The organism is Actinotalea subterranea (assembly GCF_008364845.1).
GTDB classification, from domain to species: Bacteria; Actinomycetota; Actinomycetes; order Actinomycetales; family Cellulomonadaceae; genus Actinotalea; species Actinotalea subterranea.
Genome location: NZ_VTTP01000004.1, coordinates 254,037 through 271,502, shown reverse-complemented (window position 1 = coordinate 271,502; position 17,466 = coordinate 254,037). Strand labels below are relative to the sequence as shown.

Sequence of the window (17,466 nt, the reverse complement as noted above, 5' to 3'; positions counted from 1 at the left end):
CCCACCGCGTTGCACCAGATGCGACATCGCGGGGCCGGCCGGCCGTGGTGCCAGAAGTGTTATCGCTCTCGTTCTTGATCACCTCGACGACGTCACGCCGTCCGGGCTCGGCGTCCGTCGATGTCGGCGGCGGGGGCGATGCTGTGCCGATGGACGTCCTTCGGGTGAGCACCAGTCCGCGGTCAACGTGGCTCTGGGCGGAGGATGACATCTTCGCCGCGTGGGTCAGAGACATCCTCGTCGCAGCTGGCGCCGACTGGAGGCCGGCGACCGCACTGGGCGCGGAGGTCCTCGAGGCGACCGACGTCGGTATCGGCGTTGAAGCGCTCGATGCGTGCACCGCACTGGTCGCAGCCGGCTTCACTCTCGAGTGGCACCCCCTCCAGGACCCGCGCAACCAGTCCGAGACCTTCCTCGGCCTGGCGATCACACCAGCGGCCGAGCCTGACTAACGCTCGGCCCGACGCCCGTCCTCCGGGATCACGACGAGCCGGTTCGGTCGCCGACCACGGGCTCGGCTCGCCCGGGGAATGTCAGGAGGGGCCGGTCCGGCTACCGTGGGTTCGTGACGATCACCTCGGTGCGGCTAGCGCGGCAATGGCCGCGCATGTCATCGAGGAGTGCTCATGCGTCGCATGTGGTGGACCTACCGCGAGTGGTGTGGCCGGTGGCCGACTCTCGGAGTTGATGAGTGGCAGCGGCGGACCCTGGTGGTGCCGTGGCCGTGGACTCGCCGCATCGACAGCGATGAGGGGTGGGCGCTGCACCGGGCTGTGACGATCGTGGTCGGGCCCTGGTGGGCGACGCGTGAGGTCAGACGGGCGTCGTACCGGCGGTGGGTTCACTGGACCCGCGCACTCGTAGCCGAACTGAGAGACGCCAGCGAGGACGACGTCGACCGCGTGTACGCCCGTTTCGTCGCGGCCCACGGCACGGAGCCCGACCCGCACTGGTCCTGAGCGTTCATGGGGGCGGGCAGGTCCAGCCCGCCCCCATGACCTCACCTACCGCCGCCGGACGTCCTGTGCGGCCAGCCAGACGCCGAGCACTGGCCAGCGGACGTCGTTGATGGCGACCAGGACGTCGCGACCGGCCCATGCCTGGGCTGTGGTGTCCAGGAGCTCAAGGCCGTCGCGCTCCCAGACGAGCCACGCGGTGACGTCGATCGGCGGCTTCGCGGCGACCTGACGGCCGGCGGGTGGGATCGGTCGGGCGTTGCGGATCGCCTGGTGGTGGTGGGCGTGGACGTCCGCGCCGAGCACCTGCTGGGCACGTAGGAACGCCGCCAGATCCTCAGCCACCCGAACAACTGTTCTGGGTATCTGCTTGAGTGAAGTGCCCAGTTCAGGGGTTTGTGTTCTGGGTGCCGCCGATCAGGGTGTCGAGGGGGTGCGGGTCGGTGGCGATGGCCTGCTGCAGGAGCCGGTAGAACAGCAGGCCGCGGGAGCGTGAGTCGCGCCGGTTGAACCGGAAGGTGAACTCGTCGAGGTAGTAGGGCAGGTGCTCGGCGGCGATGCCGTAGTGCAGGGTGGCGATCAGCCAGCGTTTGAGTAGCGAGGCGACCGTGTGCAGGCCGGGCAGCACGGTGGCGGGGTCGGTGGCGCGGATCGCGACGGTCGGCTGGTGGGCGTAGCCCAGGTCGGCCAGGCGTCGCAGCAGCGGGGCCCCGTCGGTGCGCACGGTGGTCCCGGGGGCGATCACCTCGGCGGCGAAGTCCAGGATCGCCAGGGACCCGGGCCGGGCGGTGACCCGAGCGCGGATGCGTCCGAGCTTGCGCCCGCGCTTCTCCACCGCGAGCATCACCGGCACCTTGGCCTTCCACAGGTCGACGCCACCGCGCGTGACACCGTCCAGGAACGTCTCGTCGAGCTCGACGAGAACCCCGGGACCGCCGAGCAGGTCCCGGTCGGGACGCACCATCGCCCGGCGCAGCTTGTGCAGCCACGCCCACGCCGTCTCATACGAGCCGAACCCGAGCACCCGCTGCAACCCCTGGGCGGAGACCCCGGTCTTGGTCGAGGTGACGAACCACACCGCGGCGAACCACGTGGTCAACGGGGTGCGCGTGCGGTGCAAGACCGTGCCCGCGGTCACCGACGTGCGCCGCCCGCACGCCACACACATCCACAACCCGGTCCCGGTGCGCCAGTACTCGCCCGCCCCGCACGCCGGGCACCTGAACCCCTCCGGCCAGCGCAGCCGGCCCAGGTACTCCAAGCACGCCGCATCGTCGGCGAACCACTCCAGCAGATCCGCATACGTGCGCGGGTAGTCCACCCCCGCCTCGGGACGACCATCCTCCACGGCCATGAGACTACTTCACTCAAGCAGATACCCAGAACAACTGTACGACTCCACCCGGACCGGCGAGATCGCCGGAACGTGGCCTGCCAGCGCTACCCCTCATGTTGGTCGCCTCCGCGCACCCCTTCACGTAGGGGCCTCCTGACTCGGTCAAGGCAGGCCAGTCGGTGGTGGCGAGCGGGAGGTGCGCGATGGACACGATGACGTGGCCCACGGCCAGGGCGCTGGACGTGGCTGCGGGGGTGGGGTGGGGCGGGCTGTGGTCGGTGATGTTCACCGCGCAGCGCGCGGTCGGGGCGCTGGTCCAGGTCACCTCGTTCGCCGAGGGCCTGGACCTGATCTGGCTCGCAGAGGAGCTGCGCGCCGCGTGCGACGACGTCGCGACCCGCCACCCCGACGCGGTCACCACGGCGATCGCTGCTGACCTGGGACCGCTACCGGACGTGGGCCAGGCGGCTGCGGGCCGGGCGGTGGTCTCCGGGCTCGTGGGGGCAGTGATCTGCCGCGCCGACGAGCTGCTCGTGGCCGACCCGACCGGTCCGGACGCCCGGTGGCTGTGCGCGACGACGTCGTTGCTGTTCGCCGCCCGGATCTACCTGACCGCGGCCGGTGCCCGGTGACCGGGATCACCTACGCCGACCTGCTCACCACCGCAGGCCAGCACCTGGTCACCGGGGCCACACACCTGCGCCAACGGCCCTTCGACAACCCAGCCGAGGCCCGGACGGCGTTGCAGGACTTCCACGCCGTGCTCGACGCGATCGAGACCCACACCTGGGCGCTGATCGGCCCGTCCCGACTCGCCGGGATCAGCCCCGCGACGCGCGCCGAACCTGTCGTGGCCCGCGCGATCGCGATGGTCGACGGGATGCGCGACCTCGTCGGCGCCGACCGACCCCACCCCTCAACCCTCGAACTGACCGACCGGCCATGGGCACTGGCCGCGCTGCAGGTCCGCGGCGCCAGTGACCTGCTCGCCGTGCACCTCGGCCCGTGGGGCCAGCAACGCTCCCCCGACGCCGCCACGATCGCCGACCCCGCCGCCCGCGACGGCGCCCTGGTCCGAGTCGCCGGACACTTGGACACCCTGCTCGCCGCCGAATCTGCCCTCGCGCTGCGGAGCCTGCAGGCCGGCCTCGGCAAGGTCGAGGTCACGCGTGCACTCCCTGGCCTGGACGGCAACCGCGCTCACGCGACCGGCCTGGCCCACGAGTCGGGAGTTGCGGCGACGTCGGCGATGGACCGGGTGCGGCTTGTCGGCGAACCCCTGCGCACCGACGACCCCGTCCTGCACGCCGGCGACCTGACCCACCGCCTCCGCCAGGCAACCTGGGCACTGCGCACCCAACCCGACTACTCCGTCGCAACCCTGTCCGACCTGGCCACCACCGGCCTTCTCCTCAACGCCCACGCGGCCGCCGCGCGCGGCGCGAACCTCACCCAGAACCCACCGACCATCCCGCCCGACGCCGCGCCCCTGGCCCGCCGCGCGGCCGTGTGGCGCGACCTGCGCACCGACCTGGCGACCTACCAGGCACCCGGACCTCCCGACCCGCACATCCGCGCCGACGTCCTCGCGCTACGCGACCTGCTCCCCCACCTCGCGCCCCTGACCGGCACCCCGCCGGCCGACCCGAGAGCAGCCACCCTGCTCCACGCGGCGACCGGCGCGACCGAGGAGATCGCCACCACCGCCGGTGCCGCGTTCGACCGCCTCGCCGCCTCCGGGCACGTCCGCCTCCAAGCCCGGCACCTGACCAGCGACCAGCTCGGCACCGACCCCGACCTGATCACCGCGCACGTCACCGGCGCCACCATCACCGCACCCCCCACCCGGTGGAAGGCCACCACCAACCTCTGGTCCGCCGCCGCCGGCCACGCCGACCTCCGCTTCACCCCCGTCGAGCAGTCCCTCGCCGCAGCCCACCGCACCGACCACGCCCACGTCGCGACCCGCACCCCGCTCGAGAGGAGCACCCGATGAGCGTCCATCTGGTACTGAACGCGGCTGAGACCGCCGAACGGCTGCGCGCCTGGGCCGCCGGGAGCCATCCGCTAGTGGCCGCCGTCGAACTCCTCGTCCGCGCGTTCGACGGCCGGTTCGCCCAGCCGGGCCAGCCCTGGATCCGGATCGAGGCCAACGGCTACGTCTGGCTTGACGACGAGGTCTTGCATGCCGGCCTCGGCCCGTTGTCCAGCGGCGAGCGTCGAGTGCTCGACGTGGTGTGCGCGCTCGCCGAACCCAGCCGCACACTGCACCTCGCCGACGCACTCGTGGGCCTGGACCGACGCCACCTCGACCTCGTCCTGGCGGCATGCGCTCACGCGGCCGGCTCCCACGAGCACGCCGAGCTCAGCGTCGACCCGGCAACCCGGGAGGTGCGGGTCCGACACCTTGGGTCCGCGCACCCGTGGCCGACGACGGCCCGTCCCGACCCGGCACTCCTGTCGACCTCGCCGCCCGACCGCACGATCTAGGGAGAACCCATGGCCATCCAGACACTCGACGAGCGGCCCGGGCCAGCACGCCGCTTCTACCGCGTCAAGGAAGCAGCAGCCGTCCTCGGCGTCCCCCAGCGCACCCTCTACCACCTCGCCGAGACCGAGCAGATCCCCTGCCGACGCCTCGGCAACGTCATCCTGCTCCCGGTCGCCTGGGTCGACGCCGAGCCACCGCTGCCACGGCGCCGCTGATGTCCGTCGAGAAGCGCAGCTTGCCCTCTGGCCGGGTGGTCTGGCGTGCCCGGGTGTACTTCCAGCACCGGGTGATCACCGAGAAGTCGTTCGAGCGCAAGACAGATGCGAAGCGCTGGGAGACGGACCAGCTCGCCAAGCTCAAGACCGGCGGATGGATCGACCCGGCGAGAGGCAAGGTGACGTTCGGGGTGCTGGCCGACGAGTGGCACGAGAGCCGATCCCAGCTCGCCGTACGGAGTCAAGAGACGACGCGCTTCATGCTCGACGCCTACGTCGTCCCCGTCATCGGGAAGCTCCCGGTGAGTGCCGTCTCGGCCAACGACGTCGATCGAGTCCTCACGAAGATGACCGAACGCGGCCTCGCGACGGCATCTCGACGTCGAGCACTCTCGGTCATGCGGCTCGTGCTCGACTACGCAGTGCGTGACCGACGAATCTCGGACAACGTCGCGCGAGCGGTGACGTTGCCCCGCGGCGCCACCCGGCACGAGCCTCGTTGGCTCCGCGCGGAAGAGCTTCGCAAGCTCGCAGACGCGACCCCGATTGCGTGCCGAGCCGTCGTCCTGTTTCTCGGCCTGACCGGCTGTCGCTTCTCCGAGATGGCGGCTCTGCGGATCGACGACGTGATCCACACCCAGCACGGACTCGGCGTACGGATTCACCGCGCGGCACCTCAGTCCAAGAGCACCCACGCAGCGATCATCGGGTCGACCAAAACTCACCAGACGCGCACGGTGCCGGTGCCCACCACGCTCGACGACTACGTGCGCACCCGCGCAGCCGCGGCGTCGCCCGGCGAGTACCTCTTCCCAAGCCCGACCGGCGCGATCTGGACCAACACCAACTTCCGCAAGCGCGCGAAGTGGGCTGAGACGACGGCCTGCGTCGGACTGTCGGGGACGCGCATCCACGACCTGCGCCACACGGCCGCGTCACTGCTCATCGCCGCCGGCGCCGACGTCAAGGCGGTGCAGACCATCCTCGGGCACGCCTCCGCCACCATGACGATGGACCTGTACGGCCACCTGTTCTCCGACGCTCCGTGGGTCGCGATGGACAAGCTCCCCGACCTCAGAGGTCCCGACAGCCAGTCGCCAGAGACGCCGCCTGATCAGGGCGCGCCCAGGTCCTTTTGAAGTGCTCCCGGAGCGGCTGCATCCCATGTGCACCCCACAGAGGCTCGATGGCCCCTTGCGGCCGTGGCGTCGCTTGCACCCGCAGCCCGCTTGACCTGCACAAACACCCGGTGCGCCTGGGCAGATTCGAACTGCCGACACCCGCTTTAGGAGAGCGGTGCTCTATCCCCTGAGCTACAGGCGCTAGGCCCGCATCGGGCCGTAGCAGCCCGCACGGCCGAGCCGGCGGGCACGCGCAAGCCTACCGGCGCGGAGACGGGTACGGCCTCGACACCGTCCGAACCCGCCCGCGCCGTCGTGCGCCCTGTCCTCCTCGCCACCACCAACCCACCCCGACCCCCGGCTCACCGCTGCCGAGTAGGCCGCACCACGATCTCGTTCACATCCACGTCCGCCGGCTGGTCGATCGCGAACGCCACCGCCCGCGCGATCGCGTCCGCCGGGATGCTCGCCGCGCGGTACGCGGTCATGGCCTCGGCCGCGTGCGGGTCGGTGATGTGCTGCGCGAGCTCCGATTCGACGACGCCGGGGCTGATGGTCGTCACGCGGATCCCCGGAGCCGACTCCTGGCGCAGGCCCTCCGTCAGCGCCCACGCCGCGTACTTGGTCGCCGAGTACACGGCCGACGTCGGCACCACCTCGTGCGCGCCGACGGAGGCGATGGTGATCACGTGGCCCGAGCCCAGGCTCGTGAAGCGCGGCAGGGTGGCCGCGATCCCGTGGAGCAGCCCCCGCACGTTGACGTCGAGCATCTGGTCCCACTGGTCCACGAGCAGCGCGTCCAGCCGCGACAGGAGCATGACGCCGGCGTTCGCGACGAGGACGTCGATCCGCCCGCGCTCGTCGACCACGGACGCCACCACCCGCTCGAACGCGTCACGATCCGTGACGTCGAGCGCGTGCGCCTGCGCGCTGTGCCCCGCCCGGCGCAGTTCGTCGACGACGGCGTCCAGCCGGTCGGTGCGCCGCGCGGCGAGCACCACGTGGTGCCCCTGCGCGGAGAGCCGCCGCGCGATGCCCTCGCCGATGCCGCTGCTGGCGCCCGTCACCAGGACCACCTTCCGAGGCCCGACGGGCGGGGTCCCGACGTCGGGCGTCGTCGTGCTGGGGTTCGTGTCCGTGTGTGTCATGCCGCCCATGCTTCGCGCGGCCGCCGCGGTGCCGGAAGGCCGCACCTCCCCTAGGACCGGCGCACCCAGTCGGGCGAAGCCGATCGGCCACCGGCGCATCAGCCGGAAAGGCGACGACACTGTCGGTGCCCGTCGGCAGGATGGGGACGTCCCGACGTCGCTCCCCGGAGGAGAGCCGTGACCGCCCAGCCGACCGCACCCGTCGAGCACCGCATGACCGTGGCCCCCGGCATCGAGCTGTGGGCGCAGGAGCGCGGGGAACCCGATGCCACGCCCCTGCTGCTGGTCATGGGCGCTAACGCGAGCGGGCTCACGTGGCCCGAGCACCTCGTCGACCGCCTGGCCGCCCACCACCGCGTCATCCGCTACGACCACCGCGACACCGGCCGGTCGACCGCGGCGTTCGCCACGGCCCCGTACGCGATCCGCGACCTCGCCGATGACGTCGTCGCGCTGCTCGACGCCCTCGGCATCGAACGCGGGCACCTGGTCGGCGCGTCGATGGGCGGCACGCTCGTCCAGCTGCTCTTGCTCGACCACCCCGACCGCGTGCTCAGCGCGACCCTGTACTCCACGTCGGCGCTCTGGTCCCCGGCCGACGGCACCTGGGCGGACTCCACGACGCTGCCCAACCCCGACCCGCGCCTGCTCGAGCTCTGGACGCACCTCGGCGACCCACGCACACCCGAAGAGGAGCTCGCCTTCCGCGTCGAGCACTGGCGGCTGCTCAACGGCGACGAGCTGCCCTTCGACGAGGCCGAGTTCCGGGACCTCGAGGAGCGCATCGCCGCCCACAGCGGCACCTGGAAGGCCCCGACGGCGCACGCGCTCGCCGACCCGTCCGGGCTCGACCGCGCCGCCGAGCTCGCCGGCATCACCGTGCCCACGCTCGTCGTCGAGGCCCCCGCCGACCCCGTCAACCCGCCCCCGCACGCGACCCACCTCGCCTCGTTGATCGGCTCCGCCACCCTCACCACCATCCCCGGCATGGGCCATGCGACCAGCCGCGCGATCCTCGACCCGCTAGCCGACGCGATACTTGCCCACACGACAGCAGTGGACGGTTGACGCAGGGGGCAAAGGAACCGATGAACGCTTCCGAGGACGCGGGCAGGCAAGCCGCCGCAGGACCGGGCACGACGACGCCCGGGCCGCCCTCCCGCCGCGCAGCCCACCGCCCCGCAGCCACCCGGTCCGCACGCCCACGCCCGACGCGCGCCCTCGCCGCCTCAGCCGTCCTCCTCGCCGGCCTCGCGCTCACCGCGTGCACGTCGGTCAACACCGACGAGGAACGCGCAGCCCAGGACCTGGTGCTCGGCCTCCTCAACCGCACCGCGATGAGCTCCTACACGCAGGACATCAACGGGTTCGCGCGCGCGGCCGACGGCGCCGACGGCTCGGGCACACGCCTCATCGCGATCGACGCGTCCACCGACGGCGACGTCCTCGGCCGGCTCACGTTCGCGGTCTCGCTCGACGACGCCATGTACACGCAGGGCACCGGCGGGTTCTTCCAGCCCTCGGCGGACGACTGGGACCCCGGCCCCTACTGCTTCCGCGTCACGTTCGACGCCTACGGCAAGATCGGCGAGTTCGGCACCGCCGACGGCGTCGACATGGTCCCGTGCCCCGACGACACCACTGCGATCACCCCGCCGCCGTCCACCGACCCCCTCCTTGCTCCCGAGTCCCGCGACGCCGCGCACAGCATCCTCACGGCCCTGCCGACCACGCAGGAGCCCGACACCGACGCCATCGCCGCCCAGATCAACGCCCTCCTGCCCGCAGAGGTCGACGGACGCCCCGCCTTCCAGGCCACCGTCGCCCTCGACGGCTCGGACATCGGCGTCGCCCTCGGGTTCGGCAGCGACTGCGTGCTCGTCGCCCGCCTCGACGGCGCCGTCACCGACGTCTACCCGCCGGACATCTACCTCCAGCCCGGCGAGCTCGGCTGCGGCCCCGACACAGCCCTCATCCGCGACCTCCGCCCCCCGCACTGACACGCTGCACCCGCGAGACCCGCGAGCGCCGCGCTGAGCCGCCGCACCCGGCAGACCGCGAGGCCCGCAGGGAAGGCGAGACCCGCGAGCGCCACGCCACGCGCACCCGTCACGCGTGCCGCGCGAACCACAGGTTCAGCGGGCTCCCCGGGTCCCCCTCCCCCGCCAGCTCCACGTTCGTGCGCGTCATCAACGCCCCGTGCACGGCGGTCGGCAGCTCCTTGCGACCATGCCGCCACCCGGCCAGCGCCTCCGGCGAGTCGACGCCGTGCTCGAGCAGCGCCGCCACGACCACCACGCGCAACGGCGCGAGCGCACCGTCCACCGACTCGACCAGCCGCGCCACCCCCGTCAGGTGCGCCGCGGTCATCGGCTCCACCTTCAGCGCCGCCGCCAGCCGACTCGGGGGCAGCACCGCGAGACGCTCCGCGGACGTCAGCCCCAAGGCCTTCAACGCCGGCGCGTGCGCGGCGAGCGGGCCGAGCGTCAGCACGTCCGTCACCGGCTCGGCGTTGAGCGCCTCCCGGAACGCCTGCGTCTGCCGGAGCTCTGCGAGCCACGGATCCTTGTGCATCCACTCCGCGAGCCCCGGCGACGTCGCGGCGAGTCGCAGGTGCGCGATCGCCTGCTGGTGCGCGCTCGTCGCGACCTTCCAGCACGCGTAGTTGTAGTGCCCGTGCGGGCCGAGCGTGTTCGGCTTGCCCAGCCACAGCTCGGCCGTCGCCCGAGCGGTCGTGACCCGCGCGTCGCGGTCGGCGACCGCGAGACGCTCCGCCCGGAGACGCCCGGCGTTGTGGTCCAACGCGCTGAGGAACGCCCCGGCCGCGGTCTGCCGCATCGACAGCGCGAGCGGGGCCGTCGCCCGCGACGCCTTGAGGGTGCGCAGCAGGTCGACGAGCTCGACGCCGGCGAGGATCGCGTCGTGGCTCACCTGCGTGTCCTTCACGGCCGCGAGGTTGCCTCCCGTGACGAGCGTCGTCAGCAGCACCCGGGCACGCAGCGCCTCGGCGTGCTCCCCGTCGAGCCGGGACCGAATGTCGAGGAGGAAGGCCAGGTACGCCTCCAGCACGTCCCCGTTTTGCGCGCGCCGCCCCTCCGCGTGGCGCAGCGCGACGAGGGCGGGCAGGTTCTCCGGGGCGAGCTGCACCGCACGCGCGAGCACCGCCCGGGCCGCGTCGCCGTCGTCGGGCGCCGCGTAGTGCTCGACGCCCACGTACTGCAGGCCCACGCTGCGCCAGTCCCGCACGCCGAACAGGCCCTCGAAGCCCCGGTAGGCCTTCGCGAGCTCGACGATGGTCATCGCCGCCGCGAACACGTGCAGGTCAGGCAGGTCCGCCGCCGACTGCTCCGGGGTCGGCTTCGCGCCGTCGGCCACCAGGCGCGCCCTCGTCGTACGCAGTGCGAGCACCTCCCGGTCGACGACGCCCGCCGCCACCGTGTGACCGTTGCGGCTCACGACGACGCTGTGCCGGTCCGCCGACTCCACGTCCACTCGTACGAGCCACGGCGTGACGCCGAACACGAGCTGCCACAGCCGCGCGACCGCGGCGAGCACCTTCGCCTCCGGTGCCGCGCTGATCGGCGCGCCGTCGAGCGCCGTCACGTCCGCCCCGCGCGGCACCTCGAGCCCCCGTGGGGACTCCGCACCGAGCTGCGCGAGCAGTGCGATCACGTGCCCCGTGGCGGCCTGGTCCACGTCCCCGCCCGACCCGTACACCTCGACGGTCATGCGCAGCCGCGTCGCCATCCCCATCGCGAGCAGGACCACCGCGACGACCGCAGCGGTCCCGCCCAGCCACGCGGCACCCGCCCACGCCACGCCCGCGCCGGCCGCCACCCCGGCCTCGGCAGCACCCGCGTCGGCCCCGGCCCCGTCAGCCCCGGCACTAGCGGCCTCGGCAACCCCCGCGACGAGCAGCCACGCCGCCAGTACGCCCGCAGCCACGCCGCCGGCCCACAGCACCGACCGGAACGCGTCCGACGTGCGCGGCCACCGCACGGGCAGCACCAGCAGCATCCGCGCGAGCACGAGCAGCACGGCGAGAACCGTGAGCATCGGCAGCACGACGTCCTGGAGCGGGCTGAGGACGTCCGCGAAGAACGCGTCCCACGCCTCCTTCAGCGCCGGCGGGCCCGTGGGCTCCGTGGCGTCAGGCTCGGCGCCGATCTCCTCGCGCACCTCCGTGGCGGTGACGTTGTCCGCGTCGGCCTGAAGCGCGTCACCGGCGGCGTCCCACGCGGCGGCCGGGGCCTTCGCGACGTCCGCGAGCGCCTTCTGCGCCGTGATCTCCGCGTCTGCGATCGCCGTCTGCGCGGCCTCGGCCTGCACGTCGAGGCAGTCCTCGGCGGCGGTGTCCCGGGCGTCGACGAGCGCGAGCGCCCGCTGCGGCCGACCCGCCTCGGTGAGGGCCTGCGCCGCGGCGCACAGGTCGTCGGGCGGTACCTCCGCGGCCCCGACAGCGGCCGAGGCACCCCCGAGCGCGCCGGTCGCCGCGACGACCATCACCATGACGGTTCGACGGATCCTGGTCCTCGCCATGGGAGCCCCTTGGTCGTGCCGCTGTGCACGGACCCCACCCACTGTCCTCGCACCCGGGTGACACCACAAGGACACCCGAAACCCGCCCGAACCGGGCAGCGACGAGGCCCGCCCCCGGGAGCAACGCTCCCCGCGGCGGGCCTCCGAACGCCCTCGGTCAGCGGGCCTCGCGACCCGGTGCGAGCGCCAGGTCGACAGGGTGCGACCCGGTGCGAGCCCCGCCTCAGCCGGCCTTCCGACCGGTGTGCTCCCCCTCGGCGATCTCCTCGACGAGCTTCGCGTTGAACGCGGGCAGGTCGTCCGGGACGCGGCTGCTGACGAGCCCGGCGTCGACGACCACCTCCTGGTCCACCCACGTGGCGCCCGCGTTGCGCAGGTCCGTCTTGAGGCTCGGGTAGGAGGTCAGGGTCCGGCCGCGCAGCACGTCCGCGTCGGTGAGGATCCACCCGCCGTGGCAGATGACCCCCACGGGCTTGTGCGCGTCGAACACGCCCTTGACGAACGCGACGGCGGCCTCGTCGAGCCGGATCTTGTCGCCGTTCGCGACACCGCCGGGCAGCACGAGCGCGTCGAAGTCCCCCGCGGCGGCGTCCGACGTCGTGCGGTCGACCTGCGCCTCGTGGCCGTTCTTGCCCGTGATCGTGCCCGCCTCGGTGGACACGAGCACCGCCGTGGCGCCGTGCTCGGTCACCGCCTGCCACGGGCTGGTCAGCTCGCTGTCCTCGAAGCCGTTCGTCGCCAGGAACGCGACGGTCTTGCCGGTGAGGTGCGTCATCGTGCGGAGCTCCCTCCATCTCGGGATCGGTGCCCTTCGACGGTAGGTCGCCCTCCGCGGGTCGGCACCTCGAGAGCGCGCGCCGCCGTCGGGCACTGCACCGACCCGCGCGGCTCAGGCGCCCGGGCCGGAGACGCGGCCCGGCCGCCGTCGCGCCCCGCCCGGCACGACACCCCCGCACCCCCGTGCGACGATCGACGCCATGTCCGAGCTGCAGCACACCGGCCCTCACCACCCGGGCACCGAGGTGGCCGTGTCGAGCGTGACCGGCATCCCGTTCGTCGACGCCGCGTTCGACAAGGCCGTGTCCATCCCCTCGGCCGTCATCCACGCGCACGTGGACCGCCTGCGTCGCCGCAACCCGCACGCGAGCCCCGCGCAGATCATCCGGCTGCTCGAGAAGCAGTACCTGCTGGCCGTGTCCGCGTCGGGTGGCGCAGTGGGGGCCGCCGCCGCCGCGCCGGCCATCGGCACGGGTGTGGGCGTCGCGCTCACGACGAGCGAGGTGGCGTCGTTCTTCGCGGCGTCGTCGGCGTTCGCGCTGGCCGTCGCGGACGTGCACGGCATCGGGATCGAGGAGACCGCCCGACGCCGCACGCTCCTCCTCGCCACCGTGCTGGGCGAGCAGGGCTCGAAGACCGTGGGCGCCGAGGCCGGGATCAACACCAAGGCCTGGGCCCGCACCCTCCTGGTCAACATGCCGACCCAGACCATCAAGCGCGTCAACAGCGCCCTGACCCGGCGGATCCTGCGCCGCCAGGCCGCGAAGCAGGGCGCGCTGGCGTTCGGGCGGCTCGCGCCGTTCGGCATCGGCGCCGTCATCGGCGCGACGGGCGCACGCGCCATGGGCCGCACCGTCGTCACCGGCGCCTACCAGGCGTTCGGCCCGCCGCCCGAGCGGTTCCCGCAGATGATCGAGCTCGCCGTGAGCGGCACGGACGACTCCGCGCCGCCGCTGCACCGCCTCGAGGCCCGCCTCCCCCAGGACGCGCCCGACGCCGGCCCCCTGGGCTGATCAGGGCCGGTCCGCACACCTCAGCGCGCACCCGCCCCACGACAGCCGGCCGGCACCCGGGGCTCGCCACCCCGGGCCACCGGCCATGCGTCACCGGCCGTCGATCACCGACGCCCCCTCGCAGAGGTCGTCGGATCACCGATCACCAGCGACCGTGCACGTGCTCCCGGATGCGCTCGTCGTACACGCGCTCGAGCGCGTCGAGCTGCTCGGCCGTGAGCGGCGCCAGGTCGGCCGCGGCCGCGTTGTTGCGTGCCTGCTCGGGGCGGCTCGCACCCGGGATCGCGGCGGTCACGCCAGGCTGGTCGACGATCCAGCGCAGGGCGAGCTGCGCCGTCGTCGCGCGGTCGGGCGTGAACCGGGCGACCTCCTGAGCGGCCGCGACACCCACCTCGTAGGGCACGCCGGAGAACGTCTCGCCCTGGTCGAACGCCTCGCCACCCCGGTTGTAGGTGCGGTGGTCGTCGGCGGCGAACGTCGTCGCGGCGTCGAACTTGCCCGTCAGCAGGCCGCTGGCCAGCGGCACGCGCGCCAGGATGCCGACGCCCGCCTCGGCGGCCGCCGGCAGCACCTCCTCGAGCGGCTTGCGCCGGAAGATGTTGAGGATGATCTGCACGGACGCGACGTTGGGTCGCGCGATCGCCTGGAGCGCCTCGTCGACCGTCTCCACGGAGACGCCGTAGGCGGCGATGCGGCCCTCCGCGACGAGCGTGTCGAGCGCCTCGTACGTCGCGTCGCGGCCGAACACCTCGGTGGGCGGGCAGTGGAGCTGCACGAGGTCGAGGGTGTCGACGCCCAGGTTCTCGCGCGAGCGGTCCGTCCAGGCGCGGAACGCGTCGAGCGTGTACGCGTCGGCGACGTGCGGGTCCGCGCGGCGACCCATCTTCGTGGCGACGGTGAGCCCGGCGTCGGGCCGCTTCGCGAGGAGCTGCCCCACGAGGCGCTCGCTGCGCCCGTCCCCGTACACGTCGGCGGTGTCCAGCAGGGTCACCCCCGCGTCGACCGCGGCGTCGAGGATCGCCAGCGCCTGCTCCTCGCTCACCTCGCCCCAGTCGGCACCCAGCTGCCAGCACCCCAGACCGATCACTCCGACGGGACGTCCAGTGCGTCCCAGCACACGCTTCTCCATGGGTCCGACGCTACCTTTGGTCGGAAGCCGCCGCCGACCACTCGGCGGGCCGTCCGACGTCAGGAGCACCGTGGCTCACCCCCGGATGTACGACGACGCCGACGCCCTGCTCGTGCGCCTGCGCGCCCTGTGCGAGGCCCTGCCCGGCACCGTCGAGAAGGAGTCCTGGGGCCGCCCCACGTTCCGCGCCCCGACCAAGATCTACGCCGTCTACGGCTCGGGCACCGACCGCCCCACGGCCCTGCTCTTCAAGCCCGACGACGACGAGCGCCCCGCCCTCCTCGAGGACGACCGCTTCTTCTCCCCGCCGTACTTCGGCCCCGCGGGCTGGCTCGCCCTCGACCTGCACGACGACGCCGACTGGGACGAGATCGCCGAGCTCGTCACGTCCTCCTACCTCCAGGTCGCCCCGCCGACGCTCGCCCGCGAGCTCGACCCCGCCCGGCTCCCCGGAGCGCAGCGGTGAGCGGCGAGCCGAGGCCCCGGACGGGCGCCGCTCGCCCCAGCGCGACCGACCCGAGGCCCGGCCTGGCCACGCGCGGCGTGCGCGCCACACGCGTCGTCCCCCTCCCCGCGGACGAGGCGTGGCGGCTCGTCACCGACGTCCGCAACCACGAGCGCTGGATCCCGCAGACGCGCATCGACGCGCCCGCCGACCTCCCCGTCGGCGCGGCCTTCGTCGCGGTGAGCGGACCCGGCGCGACGAGCGGCGGCGTGGGCGTCGTCGACCGCATGGTGGTCGAGCGCTCGGACCCGCCGCAGCCGGCCCACGGGTCGACGCCCGCGACACCCGGTGTCGCGGTCTACCGCAAGGTCGGCCCCGTGCTGCTGGGGACCGCCGAGGTCCACGTGCGCCCCCTCGGCCCCGGCCACAGCGCACTCACGTGGGTCGAGGACGTCCACGTGCGCGGGCTCCCCGCACCACTCACGCGCCCCTTCGTCGGGCTCTTCCTGCGCGGCATGCTCGACCTCGCGCTGCGCCGCATCACCGCCGAGCTGGCGCCCACCAGCCGTCACTGAGGCGCCGGGCCCACCAGCGCCTGTCCAGCCGCGAGCGATGGGAGCAAGCAGACGCTCCGCGGAGGGGCGACGCCCACGCCACGGCCTTGATCGCTACCGTGGCCTTGCCCTCGGACCGGCCGCTGCAACGAAGGACCACGAGACAAGCCATGGACGTGAACCCCGACCTCTTCCCCGGCGCGAGGACCGACCTGAGCCTCTCGGGCTCGGGACCGACGGTGACAGCCGACGACGTCCGCGCGTCGCACGCCGAGTGGGCGAAGGCCTCAGGGGCACTCGACGAGTACGAGCTGCGGGTGGCGCTCCTCCGCTCGAGCGAGGAGGAAGGGAGCACGAGCGAGGCCGCGCGCGACCTTCTGGTGATGGGGAGAGCGGCGGAGGCCGCCGAGGTGCTAGCCGCGTCGGGAACGTCCCTGGCCCCCAGCGGGCGCGACGGCCTGACCTGGCCGCTCCTCGTCCGGACGGCGACCGACGCGGCGTGCGGCGACGACGACGCGTTCGGACGGCTCCTCTCGCAGACCTCCCGTCTGACCACGCCGCAGGAGCGCGCGCTCGTGCTCCCACTCCTCGGGGCTGCGGCCGACGCGCAGGGTGAGGTCCGCATCGCCGACGACGCCTGGACCGGCTACGTCGGCGTCGTCGGCGCGACGGAACGGCGAGCGACCCGGCGCGCGTGCGTCGCCGCCCTCACACCGCGCCCTGGGACCGGCGCGCTGCCGAGCACCGACGACATCGCGACCTGCGCCGGCCTGCTGTCGTCGCTCACACCCTCGCCCGCGCAGGATCCGAGCACGGTCCTCGAGACCGTGGACGGGCTCGTCCGACGAGGGGCCTTCCCCGCCGCGCGCCTCCTGCTGGTGGCGGTGGACCGCCTGAACCCGGACGTGCCGGAGATCCAGCAGGCCATGAGGCGCCTCACGGGTGGCCTCCCGGCGCCGCGCATGGTGGCCGTGATCGGGGCGGTGGCCAGCGCTCTCGTTCTCCCGGCATCCGTGCAGGTCGCGGTGGCTCTGGCCGTCGTCCTCCCCTTGGTGCTCAGCGTGATCGCCCTCGGCTTCTGGCTGAGCCGGGGAGTGTGGTGGTTCGCCCCGGGAGAGGAGGGCCCGCACAACGCGCTCGCCAAGCTCGCTGTCAACCCGGTCGACGGGACAGCCCGCCCCCTCGCCCGCGTGACACCCGGTCCGGGGACCGCGGCCATCCTCGGGTTCACCGCCTCGGCGCTCGTCGCGCTGCCCGTCGTGCGCATCATCGACGGGACGCCTGGCCGTGGCCCTGCGGAGCCGATCTCGACGTACCTGCAACCCATGGTCCTGCTTCTCGCGATCGCCGGCGTCGGCACGCTCGTGGCCCTCGCGATCCAGCGACGCCGTGCCTCCCAGCGCACCCGTGCGATCGCGGCACGCGACGCTGTCGAGGAGGTGAGTCTCCGTGACCTGGCGGGTCACTGCCGCTGCTGGAAGGAGATGGCGCTGTCAGGCCGCCGCGCCGAGCTCTACGTCGATCTCCACCTGGTCCCGGTGCCGGAGCCGATCGCCGTGGGCGTGCGGGGGGTGGTGGGAGCTGACGCTGTCGTGGCGCTCTGCCCCCTCACCCGTCGGTTGTGGCTCGCGGGGCCCCTCGGTGCACACGGACGAGTGGTCGCCCTGCGCGGCGCCGAGGCGGAGACCGCGTCCGACGGCCCAGCCAACCGGGGCTTCTACCTGTAGCCGCACGCCGATCCG

18 protein-coding genes and 1 tRNA gene are annotated in these 17,466 nt (G+C 73.4%); 12 read left to right on the top strand and 7 right to left on the bottom strand.

The window, feature by feature from the left end:
* Nucleotides 1-149: 149 nt before the first annotated feature.
* Nucleotides 150-452: a hypothetical protein gene (locus FZ988_RS09935; protein WP_149203851.1), complete on the top strand. Its 303-nt coding sequence runs from the start codon at nt 150-152 to the stop codon at nt 450-452.
* A 552-nt stretch (nt 453-1,004) separates the two neighbouring features.
* Here FZ988_RS09935 and FZ988_RS09930 read toward each other — a convergent pair.
* Entirely contained in the window at nt 1,005-1,301 is a 297-nt protein-coding gene (locus FZ988_RS09930; RefSeq protein ID WP_149203850.1) for a hypothetical protein, read from the bottom strand.
* 43 nt (nt 1,302-1,344) lie between these two features.
* Nucleotides 1,345-2,310 carry an IS1595 family transposase gene (locus FZ988_RS09925; RefSeq protein WP_149203849.1) on the bottom strand — a complete coding sequence of 322 codons (966 nt, stop codon included), beginning with the start codon at nt 2,308-2,310 and terminating at the stop codon, nt 1,345-1,347.
* A 185-nt stretch (nt 2,311-2,495) separates the two neighbouring features.
* On the opposite strand from FZ988_RS09925, the gene FZ988_RS09920 reads away from it, so the two are divergent.
* Genes FZ988_RS09920 through FZ988_RS09900 form a run of 5 tightly spaced genes read left to right on the top strand, consistent with a single transcriptional unit; the run spans nt 2,496 to nt 6,137 of the window.
* Complete coding sequence (locus FZ988_RS09920; RefSeq protein ID WP_149203848.1) at nt 2,496-2,924, top strand: hypothetical protein; 429 nt, start codon at nt 2,496-2,498, stop codon at nt 2,922-2,924.
* Entirely contained in the window at nt 2,921-4,288 is a 1,368-nt protein-coding gene (locus FZ988_RS09915; RefSeq protein ID WP_149203847.1) for a hypothetical protein, read from the top strand. The genes FZ988_RS09920 and FZ988_RS09915 overlap by 4 nt, the downstream gene beginning before the upstream one ends.
* On the top strand, nt 4,285-4,782 hold the full coding sequence (locus FZ988_RS09910; protein WP_149203846.1) for a hypothetical protein: 498 nt from the start codon (nt 4,285-4,287) through the stop codon (nt 4,780-4,782). The genes FZ988_RS09915 and FZ988_RS09910 overlap by 4 nt, the downstream gene beginning before the upstream one ends.
* 9 nt (nt 4,783-4,791) lie before the next feature.
* Nucleotides 4,792-4,998 carry a helix-turn-helix domain-containing protein gene (locus FZ988_RS09905; RefSeq protein WP_149203845.1) on the top strand — a complete coding sequence of 69 codons (207 nt, stop codon included), beginning with the start codon at nt 4,792-4,794 and terminating at the stop codon, nt 4,996-4,998.
* Complete coding sequence (locus tag FZ988_RS09900) at nt 4,998-6,137, top strand: tyrosine-type recombinase/integrase (RefSeq protein WP_149203844.1); 1,140 nt, start codon at nt 4,998-5,000, stop codon at nt 6,135-6,137. The genes FZ988_RS09905 and FZ988_RS09900 overlap by 1 nt, the downstream gene beginning before the upstream one ends.
* Nucleotides 6,138-6,248: 111 nt before the next feature.
* Here FZ988_RS09900 and FZ988_RS09895 read toward each other — a convergent pair.
* Both FZ988_RS09895 and FZ988_RS09890 read right to left on the bottom strand, forming a co-directional pair.
* Nucleotides 6,249-6,321 (bottom strand) — tRNA-Arg (locus FZ988_RS09895).
* Nucleotides 6,322-6,481: 160 nt separating this feature from the next.
* Entirely contained in the window at nt 6,482-7,267 is a 786-nt protein-coding gene (locus tag FZ988_RS09890; protein WP_149203843.1) for an SDR family oxidoreductase, read from the bottom strand.
* A 177-nt stretch (nt 7,268-7,444) separates the two neighbouring features.
* Between FZ988_RS09890 and FZ988_RS09885 the strand changes: the two genes are divergently transcribed.
* Both FZ988_RS09885 and FZ988_RS09880 read left to right on the top strand, forming a co-directional pair.
* Nucleotides 7,445-8,335 (top strand): alpha/beta fold hydrolase, encoded by an 891-nt coding sequence (locus FZ988_RS09885; protein ID WP_223145086.1) that lies wholly within the window; start codon nt 7,445-7,447, stop codon nt 8,333-8,335.
* Nucleotides 8,336-8,355: 20 nt separating this feature from the next.
* Nucleotides 8,356-9,267: a hypothetical protein gene (locus FZ988_RS09880; RefSeq protein WP_149203842.1), complete on the top strand. Its 912-nt coding sequence runs from the start codon at nt 8,356-8,358 to the stop codon at nt 9,265-9,267.
* Nucleotides 9,268-9,376: 109 nt separating this feature from the next.
* Here the strand turns inward: FZ988_RS09880 and FZ988_RS09875 are convergent, their stop codons facing one another.
* Together FZ988_RS09875 and FZ988_RS09870 are read right to left on the bottom strand one after the other, a co-directional pair.
* Nucleotides 9,377-11,806 (bottom strand): hypothetical protein, encoded by a 2,430-nt coding sequence (locus FZ988_RS09875; protein ID WP_149203841.1) that lies wholly within the window; start codon nt 11,804-11,806, stop codon nt 9,377-9,379.
* 223 nt (nt 11,807-12,029) lie between these two features.
* Nucleotides 12,030-12,581 (bottom strand): type 1 glutamine amidotransferase domain-containing protein, encoded by a 552-nt coding sequence (locus FZ988_RS09870; RefSeq protein ID WP_149203840.1) that lies wholly within the window; start codon nt 12,579-12,581, stop codon nt 12,030-12,032.
* Between the two features lie 202 nt (nt 12,582-12,783).
* Between FZ988_RS09870 and FZ988_RS09865 the strand changes: the two genes are divergently transcribed.
* A complete protein-coding gene (locus FZ988_RS09865; RefSeq protein ID WP_188079056.1) occupies nt 12,784-13,596 on the top strand; it encodes a hypothetical protein in 813 nt (270 codons plus the stop codon).
* 142 nt (nt 13,597-13,738) lie between these two features.
* Here FZ988_RS09865 and FZ988_RS09860 read toward each other — a convergent pair whose 3' ends face one another.
* Nucleotides 13,739-14,725, bottom strand: coding sequence for an aldo/keto reductase (locus FZ988_RS09860; protein WP_149203839.1), 987 nt, complete (start codon nt 14,723-14,725; stop codon nt 13,739-13,741).
* A 70-nt stretch (nt 14,726-14,795) separates the two neighbouring features.
* Between FZ988_RS09860 and FZ988_RS18535 the strand changes: the two genes are divergently transcribed.
* The 3 genes from FZ988_RS18535 to FZ988_RS09850 all read left to right on the top strand — a co-directional run bounded on the left by FZ988_RS18535 (nt 14,796) and on the right by FZ988_RS09850 (nt 17,451).
* Nucleotides 14,796-15,191 carry an MmcQ/YjbR family DNA-binding protein gene (locus FZ988_RS18535; RefSeq protein ID WP_188079055.1) on the top strand — a complete coding sequence of 132 codons (396 nt, stop codon included), beginning with the start codon at nt 14,796-14,798 and terminating at the stop codon, nt 15,189-15,191.
* On the top strand, nt 15,188-15,745 hold the full coding sequence (locus FZ988_RS18530; RefSeq protein ID WP_188079054.1) for an SRPBCC family protein: 558 nt from the start codon (nt 15,188-15,190) through the stop codon (nt 15,743-15,745). Before FZ988_RS18535 ends, FZ988_RS18530 begins: the two co-directional genes overlap by 4 nt.
* Nucleotides 15,746-15,894: 149 nt before the next feature.
* On the top strand, nt 15,895-17,451 hold the full coding sequence (locus tag FZ988_RS09850) for a hypothetical protein (RefSeq protein WP_149203837.1): 1,557 nt from the start codon (nt 15,895-15,897) through the stop codon (nt 17,449-17,451).
* Nucleotides 17,452-17,466 lie beyond the last annotated feature (15 nt).